The organism is Streptomyces longhuiensis, assembly GCF_020616555.1.
Taxonomy (GTDB): domain Bacteria; phylum Actinomycetota; class Actinomycetes; order Streptomycetales; family Streptomycetaceae; genus Streptomyces; species Streptomyces longhuiensis.
On the sequence record NZ_CP085173.1, the window covers coordinates 7,264,340 to 7,280,283 of the forward strand.

General features: G+C 70.8%; 13 protein-coding genes. 9 read left to right on the forward strand and 4 right to left on the reverse strand.

Annotated features, from left to right (window positions below):
* Positions 1-24: 24 nt before the first annotated feature.
* Both LGI35_RS33280 and LGI35_RS33285 read right to left on the reverse strand, forming a co-directional pair.
* Positions 25-969, reverse strand: a complete 945-nt coding sequence (locus tag LGI35_RS33280) for a cyclase family protein (protein ID WP_227297984.1) — start codon at positions 967-969, stop codon at positions 25-27.
* Between the two features lie 3 nt (positions 970-972).
* The gene (locus LGI35_RS33285; RefSeq protein ID WP_227297985.1) at positions 973-2,793 is read right to left on the reverse strand and encodes a glycoside hydrolase family 15 protein; all 1,821 of its coding nucleotides are present in this window, start codon (positions 2,791-2,793) and stop codon (positions 973-975) included.
* A 393-nt stretch (positions 2,794-3,186) separates the two neighbouring features.
* Here LGI35_RS33285 and LGI35_RS33290 point away from each other — a divergent pair, with 393 nt between their 5' ends.
* The 4 genes from LGI35_RS33290 to LGI35_RS33305 all read left to right on the forward strand — a co-directional run bounded on the left by LGI35_RS33290 (position 3,187) and on the right by LGI35_RS33305 (position 8,753).
* On the forward strand, positions 3,187-4,107 hold the full coding sequence (locus LGI35_RS33290; RefSeq protein ID WP_227297986.1) for an aldose 1-epimerase family protein: 921 nt from the start codon (positions 3,187-3,189) through the stop codon (positions 4,105-4,107).
* A gap of 122 nt (positions 4,108-4,229) precedes the next feature.
* Positions 4,230-6,008 (forward strand): cation:proton antiporter, encoded by a 1,779-nt coding sequence (locus LGI35_RS33295; RefSeq protein WP_227297987.1) that lies wholly within the window; start codon positions 4,230-4,232, stop codon positions 6,006-6,008.
* Positions 6,009-6,377: 369 nt separating this feature from the next.
* Complete coding sequence (gene mgt, locus LGI35_RS33300) at positions 6,378-7,595, forward strand: macrolide-inactivating glycosyltransferase (RefSeq protein WP_227297988.1); 1,218 nt, start codon at positions 6,378-6,380, stop codon at positions 7,593-7,595.
* Between the two features lie 198 nt (positions 7,596-7,793).
* Positions 7,794-8,753 (forward strand): CDP-alcohol phosphatidyltransferase family protein, encoded by a 960-nt coding sequence (locus LGI35_RS33305; RefSeq protein WP_227297989.1) that lies wholly within the window; start codon positions 7,794-7,796, stop codon positions 8,751-8,753.
* Positions 8,754-8,826: 73 nt separating this feature from the next.
* On the opposite strand, the gene LGI35_RS33310 is transcribed toward LGI35_RS33305, so the two are convergent.
* Positions 8,827-11,082: an MMPL family transporter gene (locus LGI35_RS33310; RefSeq protein ID WP_227297990.1), complete on the reverse strand. Its 2,256-nt coding sequence runs from the start codon at positions 11,080-11,082 to the stop codon at positions 8,827-8,829.
* Between the two features lie 398 nt (positions 11,083-11,480).
* Between LGI35_RS33310 and LGI35_RS33315 the strand changes: the two genes are divergently transcribed.
* The 3 genes from LGI35_RS33315 to LGI35_RS33325 all read left to right on the forward strand — a co-directional run bounded on the left by LGI35_RS33315 (position 11,481) and on the right by LGI35_RS33325 (position 13,681).
* A complete protein-coding gene (locus tag LGI35_RS33315; protein ID WP_227297991.1) occupies positions 11,481-12,692 on the forward strand; it encodes a S8 family peptidase in 1,212 nt (403 codons plus the stop codon).
* A gap of 73 nt (positions 12,693-12,765) precedes the next feature.
* Positions 12,766-13,317: a DUF1697 domain-containing protein gene (locus tag LGI35_RS33320; RefSeq protein WP_227297992.1), complete on the forward strand. Its 552-nt coding sequence runs from the start codon at positions 12,766-12,768 to the stop codon at positions 13,315-13,317.
* The gene (locus LGI35_RS33325) at positions 13,310-13,681 is read left to right on the forward strand and encodes a nuclear transport factor 2 family protein (RefSeq protein WP_227297993.1); all 372 of its coding nucleotides are present in this window, start codon (positions 13,310-13,312) and stop codon (positions 13,679-13,681) included. Before LGI35_RS33320 ends, LGI35_RS33325 begins: the two co-directional genes overlap by 8 nt.
* Positions 13,682-13,697: 16 nt before the next feature.
* Here LGI35_RS33325 and LGI35_RS33330 read toward each other — a convergent pair whose 3' ends face one another.
* Positions 13,698-14,147 (reverse strand): hypothetical protein, encoded by a 450-nt coding sequence (locus LGI35_RS33330; protein WP_227297994.1) that lies wholly within the window; start codon positions 14,145-14,147, stop codon positions 13,698-13,700.
* 92 nt (positions 14,148-14,239) lie between these two features.
* On the opposite strand from LGI35_RS33330, the gene LGI35_RS33335 reads away from it, so the two are divergent.
* Together LGI35_RS33335 and LGI35_RS33340 are read left to right on the forward strand one after the other, a co-directional pair.
* The gene (locus LGI35_RS33335) at positions 14,240-15,247 is read left to right on the forward strand and encodes a ketopantoate reductase family protein (protein ID WP_227297995.1); all 1,008 of its coding nucleotides are present in this window, start codon (positions 14,240-14,242) and stop codon (positions 15,245-15,247) included.
* A 51-nt stretch (positions 15,248-15,298) separates the two neighbouring features.
* On the forward strand, positions 15,299-15,886 hold the full coding sequence (locus LGI35_RS33340) for a TIGR03086 family metal-binding protein (protein ID WP_227297996.1): 588 nt from the start codon (positions 15,299-15,301) through the stop codon (positions 15,884-15,886).
* Positions 15,887-15,944: the final 58 nt, after the last annotated feature.

Genomic DNA, 15,944 nt, shown 5'->3' on the forward strand with positions numbered 1-15,944 from the left:
CCGCCACGGCCGCCGGCACCGGGGTCACAGGACGGCGACCGGGTTGACCGGCGAGCCGGTGGCGTCCGGCAGTCTCAGCGGGGCGATCACGCAGAGGAACGACCAGCGCCCCTCGGCCTCGCAGATCGGTACCAGGTCCTCGAACTGCAGGTAGTCCAGCAACTGGAGGCCCATGGCGTGGACCGCCAGCACATGCACGGGGAAGTCGACGCCCTCGGTGGAGCTCGGGGCGGTGTCGTTGTTCCCGTCGCCGCCGAGCACGGCGACCCTCCGGTCTGCGAGGAACTCCAGCGCGGACGGGTGGAGCCCGGCGCGCGCGTGTGCCGCGTCCCACGGTCCGAGTTCGGCGCGGCGCCGGCGGTGGCCGACGCGGACGAAGAGCAGGTCGCCTTCTGTGACGCGGAGGTGCTGGGCGGTCTCGGCCGCGGCGAGGTCGTCGGCGGTCACGTGATCACCCGGTTCGAGCCAGGGCACGCCGCGCAGCCGCGGGATGTCCAACAGCACGCCGCGTCCGACGATCCCGTCGCGCGCCGCATCGATGGAGAGCGCCGTCGCCCCGCCCGCTGTGATGCTGCTCGCGGGCACGCCGCCGTGCAGTGTGCCGTCGTAGATCACGTGGCAGAGGGCGTCGATGTGGCTGTCGGCGTCGCCGTGCACGTTCATCGCGAAGCTGTCCATCGCGAAGTGGAGCCCGCGGGAGGTGTCTTCCTCCGGCTGCCCGATCATCCGGTGCTCGGCGGGCTCCGGATTGTCCGGGCCGGGCACCGTGTCCACCGGCGCGGCGAGCGTGACCGTCCGGCCTGTCCGCACCTCGCGGGCCGCGGCGAGCACCCGGGCAGGAGTCAGCGCGACCAGAGCACCCCGGTCACCGGCGGCCCAGGCGGTGCGCGAGCGCAGCTGGCGGTACAGCGCGCCGAACTCGTCGTCGGTCAGCCGTGGCGGTCCTGCCGGACGGGCGTGCGTGACCATGGGTCAGCGCCCGCTCTCCGCGTCGAGCGCCTCGTCGAGGGTGGTGGCCGCCATGATGAGCGACAGATGCGTGAACGCCTGCGGGAAGTTGCCCAGTTGCTCCCCGCTCGGGCCGATCTCCTCGGCGAAGAGCCCGACGTGGTTGGCGTGGGTCTGCATCTTCTCGAACGTGTAGCGGGCCTGGGGCAGCCGTCCCGCCCGGGCCAGCGCGTCGACGTAGAGGAAGGTGCACAGACTGAAGGTGCCCTCCGAGCCGCGCAGCCCGTCCGGCGATGCCGCCGGGTCGTAGCGGTAGACGAGGCTGTCGGAGACGAGTTTGCGGTCCATCGCGTCGAGGGTGGCCAGCCAGGTCGGGTCCCGGGGGGCGATGAACTGGACCCTCGGCATGAGCAGCAGGGAGGCGTCCAGGACGTCGCCGCCGTAGTGCTGGACGAAGGCGCCCTCCTGCTCGCTCCAGCCGCGTTCCATGACCTGCTCCAGGATGGTGTCCCTCGCGCTGCGCCACTTCTGCACGTCGGCGGGCCTGCGGAAGTGCTCGGCCAGGCGCAGCCCTTGGTCGAAGGCGGCCCAGGACATCACCCGGCTGTAGGTGAAGTCCTGGCGGCCGCCGCGGGTCTCCCAGATGCCCTCGTCCGGCCGGTCCCATGCCTCGGCGAACCAGTCCAGCGTCCTGGCCAGGGTCTTCCAGCCCCGGTAGGTGGCCTGTTGCGCGACCTCACGGCCCTGGGACAACGCGTAGAGGGCCTCACCGTAGATGTCCAGCTGGAGCTGGTCGGCGGCTCCGTTGCCGATGCGGACGGGGGAGGAGCCGCGGTAGCCCTCGAAGTGCTCGAGTGTCTCCTCGGGCAGGTCGGGGTTGCCGTCGACCCGGTACATCGTCTGGAGCGGCTCTTCCTCCTTGCCCTCGCGCTCCTGCAGTCTGTCGACCAGCCAGTGGAGGAAGGCGGTGGCCTCCTCGGCGAAACCGAGGTCCAGCATGGCGCGCACGGACAGCGAGCTGTCGCGTACCCAGGTGAACCGGTAGTCCCAGTTGCGTTCTCCGCCGACCTGCTCGGGAAGGCCCATGGTGGCCGCCGCGACGAGGGCGCCGGTGGGGGCGTAGGTGAGGAGTTTGAGGGTGATGACCGAACGGTGCACCAGTTCGGGCCAGCGGCCCCGGTAGCGGGACTGGCGCAACCAGCCCTGCCAGAAACGGGCGGTCTCGTAGTCCTGTGCGGCGAGCCCGTCGACCGTGAGGGGCGCGGGTGCCTCGCCGCCGGACGCGCAGACGGTGAACACGACGCCGCCCGACTCGCCGGCGCTCAGCGTCACCCTGCCGCGCACGTCCTGGCCGTCCCGCTCCAGCGGGAAGGAGGCCTGCAGATGCGCGTCCATCCCCGGGGACCGGAACAGGCTGGTCTTCTCGCCGAGCTCCAGCTGGTGCTCGGCCCGGCCGTAGTCGAAGCGCGGCCGGCACTCCAGCGTGAAGTCGACGGTCCCCCGCACGGCCCGCACGATGCGTATCAGGGTGTGACGGTCGGTGGCGGTGCCGGTCCGGTCCGGAGGCATGAAGTCGACCACCTCGCCCACCCCGTCCGGTGACATGAACCGGGTCACCAGAATGGCCGTGTCGGGGTAGTAGAGCTGCTTGCAGGTCGCGTCGGGATGCTCGGGGGCCAGCCGCATGTACCCACCGCCGTCGTGGTCGAGCAGGGCGGCGAAGATGCTGGGCGAGTCGAACCGGGGAGCGGCGAACCAGTCCACGACGCCCTGCGACGAGACGAGCGCCGCAGTCTGCAGGTCACCCACCAGGCCGTGTTCGGCGATGGGAGGGTAGCGGTCCATGGCTGCTCCGAAGTCTCGACAGAGCCCCCTGCTCCCACTATCGGCCACTCGGGTGGCGCTTGCCCGTCGGAGCCCCGTCGGGAGTCGCGGGCCGGAGCCGGTCGATCACGGGGGAGAAGGTCCGGTGCTGGAGCCCCGTGACACCTCGGTGGGTCCGTCGGACGGGCGACGGAGACGGTGGATGGAAATGATCCCCGTCCGGCTGGTGAGCCGCCTGGTGTAGTGCCTGTGGCCCCACCAGGCGAACGGGCCCGGCGATTTCACCGGCAGGAACGTGTTGCGCTTGACCGGGTCGATGCGGGGCCGCACGCTCCCGAGGGGAGGGTCGGAGCCGCAGGCCACCACCACGTCGGCGCCCGACGGCACCGACAGGGCGGACCGAGGAGGCCACGCGTGCAGCAAAGCCGCACTGGACGGCAACTGACCCTCTGCCGCGGCACGCACAAGGCCGTCGTCGTGGAGCTGGGAGCGGCCCTTCGGTCCTACGCGGTCGGTGGACGCACAGTCATCGACGGATTCGCCGAACAGGACGGGATCACCGGCGGGCGCGGCCAGATCCTGGTGCCGTGGCCCAACCGGATCCGCGACGGCCGGTACCCCTGGGACGGGCAGGAGCTGCAGCTGCCGCTCACCGAGCCGGCCGGCGGCAACGCCATCCACGGGCTGCTCCGGTGGGTCGCGTGGCAGGTCGTGGAGGCGAGCGGCAGCCGAGCAGTCCTGGAGGTTCCGCTGTGGCCGCAGCCGGGCTATCCGTTCCACCTCCACGTCCGCGCCGAGTACACCCTGGGCGAGAGCGGGCTCGAAGTCGCCGTCACCGCGCGCAACCTCGACACGAGCGCCGCACCCTACGGCTTCGGCCAGCATCCCTACCTCACCCCGGGCACCGCGCTCGTCGACCAGGCGGTGCTGACCGTCCCCGCACGGACATGGCTGCGCACCGATGAGCGCGGACTTCCGGTGGCCGCCGAGCCGGTCGCCGGGACCGAGTACGACCTGCGAACGCCACGAGCTGTCGGGGCGCTCCGGCTGGACACCCCGTTCGGTGACCTCGACCGGGACGCGGACGGCCGGGCCGTGGTGCGCCTGGCCCATCCGTCGGGTGCGTTCGGTACGGACGTGTGGCTGGGTGAGGGCGCCGATTACGTGCAGCTCTACACCGGCGACACACTGCCGCCGCAGGAGCGCCGTCGAGCGGTCGCCGTCGAGCCGATGACCTGCCCCCCGGACGCCTTCCGCAGCGGCACCGGGCTCGTCGGCCTCGGCCCCGGCGAGCAGCACACCGTCCGCTGGGGGATCACGCCGTGGGAACGGTGACGGCGCCGTCGCGGCCCCCGACCTGATCCTCACCGGGCCACGGCGCAGGTCGGACCCGGCCGGCCGCGCCGCCGGCCGGCCAGAGCACCGACCCGTCCCACCACGCGTCGAAAGGGCCACTTGTGACGACGAATCAGGTGCTCGCCGGCGTGGGCTTGATCCTTGTCCTGGCCGTCGGATCGCAGGTCTTGGCCGGTCGCCTGCGCATTCCCGCCCTCATCGTGCTGCTCCCGGTCGGCTTCGCCGCCGGCGTGCTGATCGACGACGTCGACCCCGAGCAACTGCTGGGGGCGGCGTTCTCACCGCTGGTGTCGCTGGCCGTCGCCGTCATCCTCTACGACGCGGGCCTGGGGCTGGACCTGGCGAGGCTCAAGGGCCACACCCGCAGGGTCGTCGTCCGGCTGATCTGGATCGGTGTCCTGGTCACCGGGCTGTTCGGCACGCTCCTCGCCGCGCCGCTGTTGGGCATGTCCCGACAGGCGGCCGTCATGATCGGCGCGATCCTCGTGGTCTCGGGGCCGACGGTCGTCGGACCTCTGCTCGGCTTCGTGCGACCGAAGGACCGGCTCCAGCGCATCCTGATCTGGGAAGGCTCGCTCATCGACCCGGTCGGCGGTGTGGTGGGCGCACTGGTCTACCACGGGGTCGTGGCGAGCTCGGGTCACCACCTCGTCGGTGGGACGGCGCGATTCCTGGCCAGCGTGGGCATCGGAGCGGCCGGAGGAGTGGTCGGGGCGGCTCTGCTGTGGGTGCTGTTCCGGGTGCTGCGGCTCGGCGAGGTCCTCGGTACGACGGCACAACTCGCCGCGGTGATCGGTGTGGCGGCGCTCTGCGATGTCCTGCGCGAGGACACCGGACTCATCGCCGCAGTGGTGATGGGCCTGGCCGTCGCCAACCTCCCCGGCATCGACGTACCCGCGCGTCGGCCGTTCTTCGAGGCCCTGGTCAGCCTGATCCTCGGCGTGCTCTTCATCTCGATCTCGGCCACCGTCACCCCGCACTCGCTGCGCCATGTGTGGCTCCCGGCACTCGGGCTCTCCGCCTTTCTGGTGCTGGTCGTCAGGCCGCTGGTCGCCGTCGTGTCCACCCTCGGCACTGACCTGACGCGCGGCGAGCGGGCCTTCATCGGCTGGATGGCGCCGCGCGGAATCGTGGCTGCCGCCACGGCGTCGACGTTCTCGGCGGGCCTGGTGGCCAAGGGGATCGGCGGAGCGGCGAAGATCCTTCCGGCCACCTTCGTGGTCATCGTCGCGACCGTGACGCTCTACGGCCTGACCGCCTCGCCCGTCGCCCGGCGCCTGGGCGTCGTGCGCCCGTCCCGCTCGCGGCCCCTGCTGGTCGGCGGTGACCCCTGGGTGGTCGACCTGGGGGTGGCTCTGAAGGCAGCGGGGCTCGAGGTGCTGATGTGGGCGGGGGAAGAGGAACAGCGCGAACGGATCCGGCGGGCCGGGGTCGACCTTGCGCCGGGTGAGCTGCTGGGCGCCGCCACGGGGGGCGCCGCCGAGCTGGAAGGCATTACGGCGGTGTACTTCCTGACCGCGGAGGACGACTTCAACGCGCTGGCCGCGGTGCTTCTGCGCGGCAGCGTGGAGGGTACGGTCCACCGCCTCAACGCACCGGCCGACAGCCACGGAGTGGTGGCGCCGTTCATCGGAGGCGAGGTTCTGTTCGACCCGGATCTGACCCGGCAGACGTTCGCGCGCAGGTACGAGGAGGGGGCATCGGTTCTCGGGCAGCCCGCCGGGGACGCCCTCCTGCCCGGCAGCGCTCTGCTGTTCCTCGTACGGCGGGACGGCCGCCTCGATCCGGTCACGGGAGGCAGCACGCCACTGCCCCGGCCGGGGGACACGGCCGTCCTGCTGGCCCCGGGCCGACGGGGTTCCGAGAGTCCGGCGCAGTAGACCGGCCGCCTGCTCCCGGCCGCACGAACCCGGTCGTTCCCAGGGGGCCGTACCGGGTCGGCGTGCGGCGCGCGCATCCAGGGCGCCTCTTCGTCAGCGATGTCGGGCTCCGGGGTGCTCGTCCCTGCGGGCACGGGGGTGCGTGAGATCCGCTCCAGAATGAAGGGCTCGAAGGCTTCCGGCAACTATGGACGACAACAGTGACTGGTCGTACGGCCCTTCTCGTCGGCCGGTCGGACGGAGCGGATCGGGTCTCCTCGGCCGCCTTCTCCCGCGTAGGCCTTCGCGCGTGGGCCCGGCTCACAGGTCTCGGCGCAGGGCGGCGCAAACAGATTGCACGAGACGTCTCGTCTCACTTACGGTGACGTCATGACCGTCCCCAGGAACGCCCATATCGCCATGTTCTCCATCGCCGCCCACGGGCACGTGAACCCGAGCATCGAGGTGATCAGGGAGCTCGTCGCCCGCGGGCACCGCGTGACGTACGCGATCCCGCCGCAGTTCGCCGAGAAGGTTGCCGAGGCCGGGGCCGAGCCGAAGATCTGGCACTCGACGCTGCCCACGGACGACGACCCGGACGCGTGGGGCACGGAGCTGATCGACAACCTCGAACCCTTCCTCACCGACGCGATCCAGGCGCTGCCGCAGCTCATCGACCTCTATGAGGGCGACGAGCCGGATCTCGTCCTCTACGACATCACCGCCTACCCCGCCCGCGTCCTGGCCCACCGCTGGAACGTCCCGATCGTGCAGTTCTCGCCGAACCTCGTGGCCTGGGAGGGCTACGACGAAGAGGTCGGCAAGCCGATGTTCGAACCGCTCAAGCAGACGCCGCGCGGCAAGGCGTTCTACGAGAACTTCGAAGACTGGATCCGGTCGAACGGGATCGACCGTTCCGTCGAGGACTTCATGGGCCGCCCCGACCGCTGCCTCGTCCTCATCCCCAAGGCGCTCCAGCCGAACGCCGACCGGGTCGACGAGAGCCGCTACACCTTCGTCGGCGCCTGCCAGGGCGAGCGGGCGGCGCAGGGCGAGTGGCAGCGCCCGGCCGGCGCGGAGAACGTCCTCCTCGTCTCGCTCGGATCGAGCTTCACCAAGCAGCCCGCCTTCTACCGTGCCTGCATCGAGGCCTTCGGTGACCTGCCCGGCTGGCACGTGGTGCTCCAGATCGGCAAGTTCGTCGACGAGGAGGAACTCGGCGCGATCCCCGCGAACGTCGAGGTGCACCACTGGGTGCCGCAGCTGGCGATTCTCAGGGAGGCCGACGCCTTCATCACGCACGCGGGCGCGGGCGGCAGCCAGGAGGGCCTCGCCACCGCGACGCCGATGGTCGCGGTCCCGCAGGCCGTCGACCAGTTCGGCAACGCCGACATGCTCCAGGGGCTCGGCGTCGCACGCCACGTACCGATGGAGGAGGCCACGCCCGACAAGCTGAGGGAGACCGTGCTCGCCCTGGTGTCCGACCCCGAGGTGGCGCGCCGCCTCCAGGAGATCGGGGCGGAGATGGCGGGCGAGGGCGGTACCCGGCGCGCGGCCGACCTCGTCGAGCGGGCCTTGCGTCCTGGTTCCACGGGCGGCGTGAAGTGATCGCGTGTTTTGGGTAACGGTCAGGTCATTCCATAACGCTCGGGTAACGCAGGTGGCTCCTGGCGAAGTCATCGACTTGGTCATGGGGTTCGACCGTTACCCCCGGCCAAAGGTTGCACGCTGCGCTACTTGAACCTCGTGTGAAGGGCTTTCTAGCGTGAGATGAACTCACGTCGAACGCCAGGAAGTTGACCAGCCATGCGCCGAGACATACCGCCCCTCGACGAGGTGCGCCGCATCACCCAGAAGAAACGGGACGCGTGGTGGACCGTGCTCCTCGTCGACCCGGTCGCCACGCCGCTGGTGCGGCTGACGGCGATGCGTACGAGGATCACCCCGAACCAGATCACGTGGGGCGCCTTCGTCCTGGGCCTCGGCTCCGCCTTCTTCTTCTGGCTGGGCGACTGGCGCTGGCTCGTCGCCGGCGCCGTCGTCTACCACCTGTCGTTCATCCTCGACTGCATGGACGGCAAGGTCGCCCGGCTCACCGGCCAGGGGTCGGTCTTCGGCGCCTGGCTGGACTTCGTCTTCGACCGCATCCGCGTCATGGTCTGCGGGGTCGCGCTCATGGCGGGCCAGTACGAACGCACCGGTGACGAGCTCTACATCTGGCTCGCCCTGGCCGTCGTCGGCCTCGACACCCTGCGGTACATCAACTCCCTGGAGATCTTCAAGATCCGCCACTCCATGCGCAAGCAGATCAAGGAGCGGGTCAAGGAGGCGCGGCGCGCCGAGAACGAGGCCGAGCTCGCCTTCATGGAGGACCTTCTGCGCGACAACCCCGAGGCGGACATCGAGCAGGACCTCCAGAAGGCCCACTCGGCCCAGGGGATCGCGCAGGCCGCCCCGCAGCCCGCGCCCCGAGTGGTCGACCTGCACCAGGAGTTCAGGAGCCGCTTCCCCGTGTACCTGCGGATGCGCTCGTTCCTGCTCCGTCACCGCATCCGCACCCATCTGATCAGCGGGATCGAGTTCCAGATGGGCGTCTTCATGATCGGCCCGCTGATCGACCAGGTCCTGTGGGCGACGGTCGTCTCCGGAGCGCTCCTGCTCCTCTTCGAACTCGCCATCGTCTACAAGCTGTTGCTGTCGACCCGCGACTTCACGCGCACGATCGACGCGTTCGCGGAACGCAGTCGTCAGACCGCGGCGGCCTGAACGTGAGGGTGCCCCGCCGGACCCGACGGTCCCGCGGGGCACCCCCGACGCGTACCTCAGCCGTACGCCGTCGTCACACGCCCACCCTCTCGTCCGTCACGGCCGGCGGCGGGGGAGCTGCCACCTCGTCGTGCGTCAGGTCGGGCAGCCGGTGCAGCCACTTCGGCAGATACCAGTTCCGCTCGCCGAGCAGCGCCATCACGGCCGGGAGCAGGATGCCGCGGATGACCGTCGCGTCGATGAGCACCGCGGCCGCCAGGCCCACGCCCATCTGCTTGAACGACTGCATGGACAGCGTCCCGAAGATCGCGAAGACGGCCACCATGATGACCGCCGCGCTGGTGACCACGCCCGCGGTCGTCACCACGCCGTGGGTGATGGCGTCCTTGTTCGTACGTCCCTGAAGCCGAGCCTCCCGGATCCGCGACACCACGAACACGTGGTAGTCCATCGAGAGCCCGAAGAGGATCACGAAGAGGAACAGCGGCAGCCAGGAGATGATCGCGCCCACGCCCTCCGCGCCGACCAGGGACGCGCCCCAGCCGTTCTGGAAGACGGCGACCAGGATGCCGTAGGCGGCGCCCACCGACAGCAGGTTGAGGGCGATCGAGGTGATCGCCACCGTCAGTGAGCGGAACGACAGCAGCATCAGCAGGAACGCGAAGATCACGACGAACGCGAACACCGGGACCACCGAGCCGACGATCTGGTCGTTGAAGTCCTTCGATCCCGCGACCTGACCGGTGACGGGTGCCTCGACCCCGTCGACCTTGCCGAGCGTGTCCGGGCGCACCCGGTCCCTGATCAGCGCGAGGCTCTTCTCCGCCCTGTCCTGGTCGGAGCCGCCCACCAGCGGGACGCTGATGAACGCCACGTTCTCGCGGCCGTGCACGGTGAGGTCGACCGGGCCGCGCGAGGCGCCCGAACTGACAGCTGCCGCACGGAAGTCGGCGATCGCGCTCCGCACCTCGGGCGCGTTGATGTCGGCGGCCCTGACGACCACCTCGGCCGGCTCGGAGCCGCCGGGGAACGCGTCGTTGAGCCGGTCGTACGTGGCCACGATCGGCAGCGAGTCGCCGAACTCCTGGTCCAGGGTGAGGTTCTGGGTCTTCATGCCGAGCGCCGGGGCGGTCACCGCCAGCAGGGCGCCGATCGCGACGACCACGGACACGGCGGGCCGGGCGAGGACGACGCGCAGCACCGCCTGCCAGAACCGGCTGCCCTCCGGCGCCCCGTTCCCGTTACGTCGCCTGCCGCGGTTCAGGAACGGCAGCCGCCCCTTCTCGACGCGCTCGCCGAGCAGCGAGAGCAGCGCCGGCAGCACCGTCACCGAGCCCACCATGGCGACCGCCACGACCATCAGCGAGGCGAGGCCCATCGCCTGGAACTCGGCGAGCCCCGTGAACAGCATGCCCGCCATCGCCACGCAGACCGTGACGCCCGAGACGATGATGGCCCGGCCGCTCGTCGCCGCCGCCACCCGTAGCGCGGTCTGCGGGTCGTGGCCCTTCATCCGCTCCTCGCGCTCGCGCCGCAGATAGAAGAGGCAGTAGTCGACGCCGACCGCGAGACCCACCAGCAGCATCACGGAGTTGGCGGTGTCGCTCATCGGCTGGAGGTGGCTGACGATGCCCATCAGGCCCATCGTCGCCATGATCGCGGTGACGGCCAGGGCGACCGGGAGGAGGGCGGCGACCAGCGCGCCGAACGCGATGAGGAGGATGCCGAGCGCGACCGGGACCGCCGAGTACTCGGCCCGCTGGAAGTCGTTGCCGAAGGCGTCCTCGAACGTCTTGCCCATGCTCGCGCCGCCGATCTCCTCGATCCGCAGCGAGCCATGGGTCCGCTGGACCTTCTCGACGGCCTTGAGCACCGGTTCGACGCGGTCGCTCGCCGTGCCGGGGTCGCCGCGCATGTCGAACTGGACGAGCGCGCTGCGGCCGTCCTTGGAGATCGTCTTCGCCCGCGGGTCGTAGGGCGACTTCACGTTCGTGACGGCGCCGGTGCCCTGCACCGCCTTCACGACCTCGTCGACGGCCCGCCGGAAGTCGGCGTCCGTCGCCCGCGCTGCACCGTCCCTGCCCTGGACGAGCACGGTCTCGCCCGCGGGCTCCTCGATACCGGCGTCGTCGATGATGCGCGCCGCCTGTGTGGTCTCGCCCTGGAGCTGATCGCTGTCCGACACGTCGACGCGGCCGGCGGCCGAGCCGATCCCCATGGCCAGGACCACGAACAGCACCCAGATCCCCACGGCGGCCCATCGGTGCCGCACGCTCCAGCCGCCGGCGCGGGCCGCCAGGCCCCGTACCCGCGTGTCTCGGTTCCCCATGACCGGCTGCCCCCTTGTGTGCGGTGACAGCACCGTGCCGTCACCTCCGTATCGAAGGTATGGGCCCGATAAGTGCGTCTCGTCGTGCTGCCCGGTGAGCCGGCGGAGGCCCGGCTCCTCCTTGCGGGCGGGGTGCGCTCCCCACTCAGGAGGACTCAAGGCCCCTACATCTATAGGGAATTCCCGCAGTCCGAAGTGTCGGCCGAAGCCCGAATTGTTATTACGAAGGCTTGTTGAACAAGTCACAGCTGTATGTAGGTCTTGATCTGGTCGCGTCAATCGGACAGGGTTTCGTGCCAACCCCCGGAGATCTTCCGGAGATTGCCGGGGGATGCGTGAGATCCATCAGTTAACCCCCCACAAAACCCCCCACAGAAACCACGAGGAGACCCCTCTTCATGGCAACTCACAAGCGTGCCCGCAACACGATGAAGCTCACCGCGGCGATAGCCACCGCTGCCACCGCGGTCGGAGTGACCGTCTTCGCGGGCTCCCTGGCCGGCGCCTCGACCCCGGCCGAGGGCAAGGTCTACGGGCTCGACGCGAAGGGCGCCGTCTCCGGCAGCTACATCGTGCTGCTGGACCAGAAGGCGAACACGGACGCCAAGCAGGACCTCGCCAAGGAGTACGGCGGCAAGCTGAAGCGCGCCTACTCCTCCGCCGTCAACGGATTCTCCGCGAACGGCCTCTCGGAGACCGAGGCCAAGCGCCTCGCCGCCGACTCGTCGGTCGCCAAGGTCGTCCAGAACAAGAAATTCCACATCGACGCGACCCAGGACAACCCGCCGTCGTGGGGCCTCGACCGCATCGACCAGGCGGACACCGCGGGCGACAAGAAGTACACCTACCCGGACAGCGCCGGTGAGGGTGTGACCGCGTACGTCATCGACACCGGGGTCCGCGTCAGCCACAAGGACTTCGGCGGCCGCGCCACCTCCGGCTTCGACGCCATCGACAACGACGACAACGCCGACGACGGCAACGGCCACGGCACGCACGTCGCCGGGACCATCGCCGGTGAGGCGCACGGCGTCGCCAAGAAGGCGAAGATCGTCGCCGTCCGCGTCCTCGACAACGAGGGCTCGGGCACCACCGAGCAGGTCGTCGCGGGCATCGACTGGGTCACCAAGAACCACCAGGGCCCGTCCGTCGCCAACATGTCGCTGGGCGGCGGCGCCGACGAGGCGCTCGACGCGGCCGTCCAGAAGGCCATCGCCTCCGGCGTCACCTTCGCGGTCGCCGCGGGCAACGAGTCGACCGACGCGTCCGGCGGCTCCCCGGCCCGCGTCAAGGAGGCCATCACCGTCGCCTCCTCCACCAAGGACGACGAGCAGTCCGACTTCTCCAACTACGGCTCCGCCGTGGACATCTACGCCCCCGGCTCGGACATCACCTCCGACTGGAACACCGGCGACGACGCCACCAACACCATCTCCGGTACGTCGATGGCGACCCCCCACGTCGTGGGCGCCGCCGCCGTCTACCTGAGCGGTCACCCGGACGCGACCCCCGCGGACGTCTCCAAGGCACTGACCGACGGCGCCACCCCCGACAAGATCTCCAACGCGAGCGAGGGTACGCCGAACAAGCTCCTCAAGATCGTCGAGTAGCACCGGCAGCACCCCTGACCGGCGGTCGCCGTGCCCTCCCCCACGGGGCGCGGCGGCCGCCTATCGTGTCCCCATGGCGACAAAGGCGTACGCGGCGCTGCTCCGCGGCATCAATGTGGGCGGCAGCAAGAAGGTCCCGATGGTGCGGCTTCGCCCCCTGATCGAAGGGCTCGGGCACGGCGACGTACGGACGTATCTCCAGAGCGGCAACGCCACGTTCAGCAGCGACCGCGGCGACGAGGAGGCCCTCGCGGCCGAGCTGAGCGCGGCCGTCGAGAAGGAGTTCGGCTTCACCGTCGACGTGATCGTGCGCGACCACGCCTACCTCGCGAAGGTCGCGGACGCGTGCCCCTTCGACGCCGACTCCCTCGAAGGCAAGCAACTGCACGTCACCTACTTCTCCGGGCCCGTCGACCCCGAGCGGTTCGCCCCCGTCGACCCGGCCGCGTTCGCCCCCGAGGACTTCCGGCTCGGCCCGCGCGAGCTGTACCTCTGCGCCCCCGAGGGCCTCGGCAGCTCGAAGCTCGCCGTCGCGCTCGCCCGGCCGGCTCTGAACAAGGGCCTCATCGCCACCACCCGTAACTGGAACACCGTCGTCAAGCTCGTGGAGATGACCGGTGCCTGAGCTCGACTCCGCTGTCGAGGCCGCCATCGAGGGTGAACTGCGGCTGCTCGACCCGGCCGTGCGCCGCTCCCCGGAGCTGCTCGGCGCGCTGCTGCACCCCGACTACTTCGAGTTCGGCGCGTCGGGCCGCCGCTGGGACCGCGCCTCGATCATCGCCGAGCTCTGCGCCACGGGCGAGCAGGGTGTGCGGCCCCTCACCGTCTCGCGGATGAAAGGCGTGCGACTCGGCTCCGGCCTCGTCCATCTGACCTTCGACACCGACCGCAACGGCGTCTGCGCACACCGCAGTTCACTCTGGCGGCAGGGCGTCGAAGGCGCCTGGCTGCTGTACTTCCACCAGGGGACGCCGTTCACCCGGGACTGAGTGCGGCGCGGTGACGTCAGCGCGCCGGTTCCGGGCGGGAGCTGCGGCGGACCCCGACGGCGACGCCCGCGACGACGCACACCCCGATGGCTCCGGCGACCGCGACCAGGACGTACGTGGGATACATGTCGTCGCCCGACGGGTACCGCTCACCGCAGAGCCGCACCACGCCGGGGCGGTCGCGGTCGGCCTCCAGACACACCCGGTGACCGGCCCCGGGACTGCCCGGGCCCGTGCCCAGCGATTTCCTGACGGTGTGCCGGTGACCCCGTACCTCGTACGCGATCACCTGCTCGTAGCCGCCCTTCGGCACGTGCTCGACGGCGGTGACGACGCCGGTGACGCGGACCGGAGCCGCGTCGATCCGCTCCGCCTGCCACCACTGCCGGGAGGCCGAGCAGCCGCCGAGAACCGCCACGAGAAGGCAGAGGAGTCCGGCCCCCCAGAGGCCCAAGCGTGTACGCACGGGGAGCAGGCTCGCACACCTCAGTGCGCGGAGCGCGAGAGTTTGCCCGATCGTGAGTGGCCTCTACAGCCTTCTGTGACAGGCTCGTTGACATGCGCTACCTCATCATCGGAGCAGGAGCGGTCGGCGGCGCCATCGGCGGCCGGCTCGCACAGGCCGGGCACGACGTCGTCCTCGTCGCCCGCGGCAAGCAGTACGAGGCACTGCGGGACCACGGGCTGCGCCTCGTCACCCCCGACGGCCCGCACACCCACCGCCTCCCGGTCGTCGCCGGGCCCGAGGAGCTCGGCGAGCTGAGCCCGGACGACGTCCTCGTGCTCGCCGTGAAGACCCAGGACAGCGTCGCGGCGCTCGAAGCGTGGGCCGGGCGGCCGGTCGCCGGAGGCGGCACCGCCGCCGAGCGGCTGCCGCTGGTCTGCGCACAGAACGGAGTGGAGAGCGAGCGCCTCGCGCTGCGGCACTTCCGGCGCGTCTACGGCATGTGCGTGTGGCTGCCCGCCACGTTCGTCGAGCCCGGCGTCGTGTCCGCCGCGGGCACCCCGCTCACCGGCATCCTGCACATCGGCCGGTACCCGGGAGGCACCGACGAGACCGCCCACCGCATCTCCGCCGACCTGGAGAAGTCCTGCTTCGAGGCACCCGTCGCGCCCGACGCGATGCGCTGGAAGTACGCCAAGCTCCTCGGCAACCTGGCCAACGCGATCGAGGCAGTCTCCGGGGTGATCACCAGCGACGTGGGGCTCGCCCTCCACGGGCGTGCCCGCGCGGAGGGCGAGGCCGTCCTCGCCGCGGCCGGCATCGCGTTCGCCTCCAAGGAGGAGGAGAAGGAGTCCCGCGGCGACAAGATCAGGTTCGAGCCCTTCGACGGCTCGGAGCGCAGCGGCGGCTCGTCGTGGCAGTCGCTCAGCCGGGGCACGGGCACCATCGAGTCCGACTACCTCAACGGCGAGATGGGCCTGCTCGGACGGCTGCACGGCGTGCCGACCCCGGTCAACGACGCCCTGCAGTCGGTCGCCGACCGCTTCGCCCGCGAACGCAGGCGGGCCGGGTCCATGACGATCACGGACCTCGTGGCGGAGATCGACGCGGCGACGCGGTAGCTGTCGCATTTCTTCAAGCCGCCGGCGGCCCCCGCGCGAGACGCTTTCCGCATGGAAACCGAGTACACGTCCATGATCGAGTACACGTCGATGAAGGAATGCGCCGCGGAGGCCGCCAGGGTCGCGCGCGGGGTCGACGCGGCGCGCCTGCCCGAGCCGAGCGGGTGCGGCGACTGGGACGTCCGCACCCTCGTCAACCACTGGGTCCTCTACTCCGCGCACGGCCTGGAGCACCGGGCCCTGCGCAAGCAGCTCCCCGACGAGCTCACGGCCCGCGACTTCACCGCCGACACCGACTGGGCCGAGGCCTACGCGGCACAGCTCGAACGGGCCGTCGCCGCCTGGTCCGACCCGCGGGTCTGGGAGGGCGAGATCGACCTGGGCTTCGCGAAGTCGCCGGCGCCCGAGATCGCCCGCCTGCTCGTCGCCGAACTGGCCCTCCATGGCTGGGACGTGGCCCACGCCACCGGCCAGAACTTCCAGCTCCCGGACGCCGCGGCCCGACTCCTGCTCGACGTGGTCGAGGCGAACGCGGAGGAGTACCGCCGCTACGAGGGCTTCGCCGACGCGGTCCCGGTGCCGGCCGACGCGCCCTTGTTCCACCGGGCGGTCGCGCTGAGCGGGCGGGATCCGCGCTGAACGGCTGAGAGAAACCGAATGCCTCGGAGGAACCGGATGTCTCAGAGGACTGAAGGTC

What these genes read in the sequence shown, in the direction of transcription:
- LGI35_RS33280 (WP_227297984.1), bottom strand. Translation starts at nt 969, where the DNA reads ATGGTCACGCACGCCCGTCCGGCAGGACCGCCACGGCTGACCGACGAC.
- LGI35_RS33285 (WP_227297985.1), bottom strand. Translation starts at nt 2,793, where the DNA reads ATGGACCGCTACCCTCCCATCGCCGAACACGGCCTGGTGGGTGACCTG.
- mgt (WP_227297988.1), top strand. Translation starts at nt 6,378, where the DNA reads ATGACCGTCCCCAGGAACGCCCATATCGCCATGTTCTCCATCGCCGCC.
- LGI35_RS33305 (WP_227297989.1), top strand. Translation starts at nt 7,794, where the DNA reads ATGCGCCGAGACATACCGCCCCTCGACGAGGTGCGCCGCATCACCCAG.
- LGI35_RS33310 (WP_227297990.1), bottom strand. Translation starts at nt 11,082, where the DNA reads ATGGGGAACCGAGACACGCGGGTACGGGGCCTGGCGGCCCGCGCCGGC.
- LGI35_RS33315 (WP_227297991.1), top strand. Translation starts at nt 11,481, where the DNA reads ATGGCAACTCACAAGCGTGCCCGCAACACGATGAAGCTCACCGCGGCG.
- LGI35_RS33320 (WP_227297992.1), top strand. Translation starts at nt 12,766, where the DNA reads ATGGCGACAAAGGCGTACGCGGCGCTGCTCCGCGGCATCAATGTGGGC.
- LGI35_RS33335 (WP_227297995.1), top strand. Translation starts at nt 14,240, where the DNA reads ATGCGCTACCTCATCATCGGAGCAGGAGCGGTCGGCGGCGCCATCGGC.
- LGI35_RS33340 (WP_227297996.1), top strand. Translation starts at nt 15,299, where the DNA reads ATGGAAACCGAGTACACGTCCATGATCGAGTACACGTCGATGAAGGAA.